This window comes from Escherichia sp. B1147 (assembly GCF_001660175.1).
Taxonomy (GTDB): domain Bacteria; phylum Pseudomonadota; class Gammaproteobacteria; order Enterobacterales; family Enterobacteriaceae; genus Escherichia; species Escherichia whittamii.
Genome location: NZ_LFHY01000009.1, coordinates 1 through 1,697 on the forward strand (window position 1 = coordinate 1; position 1,697 = coordinate 1,697).

General features: G+C 52.9%; 1 rRNA gene. It reads right to left on the reverse strand.

The features are described from left to right. Positions 1–10: 10 nt before the first annotated feature. Positions 11–1,552 (reverse strand): 16S ribosomal RNA (locus A9180_RS08925). Positions 1,553–1,697: the final 145 nt, after the last annotated feature.

Here is a 1,697-nt window from a genome sequence, read left to right on the forward strand (position 1 = left end):
TTCTTTAAGGTAAGGAGGTGATCCAACCGCAGGTTCCCCTACGGTTACCTTGTTACGACTTCACCCCAGTCATGAATCACAAAGTGGTAAGCGCCCTCCCGAAGGTTAAGCTACCTACTTCTTTTGCAACCCACTCCCATGGTGTGACGGGCGGTGTGTACAAGGCCCGGGAACGTATTCACCGTGGCATTCTGATCCACGATTACTAGCGATTCCGACTTCATGGAGTCGAGTTGCAGACTCCAATCCGGACTACGACGCACTTTATGAGGTCCGCTTGCTCTCGCGAGGTCGCTTCTCTTTGTATGCGCCATTGTAGCACGTGTGTAGCCCTGGTCGTAAGGGCCATGATGACTTGACGTCATCCCCACCTTCCTCCAGTTTATCACTGGCAGTCTCCTTTGAGTTCCCGGCCGGACCGCTGGCAACAAAGGATAAGGGTTGCGCTCGTTGCGGGACTTAACCCAACATTTCACAACACGAGCTGACGACAGCCATGCAGCACCTGTCTCACAGTTCCCGAAGGCACCTATCCATCTCTGGAAAGTTCTGTGGATGTCAAGACCAGGTAAGGTTCTTCGCGTTGCATCGAATTAAACCACATGCTCCACCGCTTGTGCGGGCCCCCGTCAATTCATTTGAGTTTTAACCTTGCGGCCGTACTCCCCAGGCGGTCGACTTAACGCGTTAGCTCCGGAAGCCACGCCTCAAGGGCACAACCTCCAAGTCGACATCGTTTACGGCGTGGACTACCAGGGTATCTAATCCTGTTTGCTCCCCACGCTTTCGCACCTGAGCGTCAGTCTTCGTCCAGGGGGCCGCCTTCGCCACCGGTATTCCTCCAGATCTCTACGCATTTCACCGCTACACCTGGAATTCTACCCCCCTCTACGAGACTCAAGCTTGCCAGTATCAGATGCAGTTCCCAGGTTGAGCCCGGGGATTTCACATCTGACTTAACAAACCGCCTGCGTGCGCTTTACGCCCAGTAATTCCGATTAACGCTTGCACCCTCCGTATTACCGCGGCTGCTGGCACGGAGTTAGCCGGTGCTTCTTCTGCGGGTAACGTCAATGAGCAAAGGTATTAACTTTACTCCCTTCCTCCCCGCTGAAAGTACTTTACAACCCGAAGGCCTTCTTCATACACGCGGCATGGCTGCATCAGGCTTGCGCCCATTGTGCAATATTCCCCACTGCTGCCTCCCGTAGGAGTCTGGACCGTGTCTCAGTTCCAGTGTGGCTGGTCATCCTCTCAGACCAGCTAGGGATCGTCGCCTAGGTGAGCCGTTACCCCACCTACTAGCTAATCCCATCTGGGCACATCCGATGGCAAGAGGCCCGAAGGTCCCCCTCTTTGGTCTTGCGACGTTATGCGGTATTAGCTACCGTTTCCAGTAGTTATCCCCCTCCATCGGGCAGTTTCCCAGACATTACTCACCCGTCCGCCACTCGTCAGCGAAACAGCAAGCTGTTTCCTGTTACCGTTCGACTTGCATGTGTTAGGCCTGCCGCCAGCGTTCAATCTGAGCCATGATCAAACTCTTCAATTTAAAAGTTTGATGCTCAAAGAATTAAACTTCGTAATGAATTACGTGTTCACTCTTGAGACTTGGTATTCATTTATCGTCTTGCGACGTTAAGAATCCGTATCTTCGAGTGCCCACACAGATTGTCTGATAAATTGTTAAAGAGCAG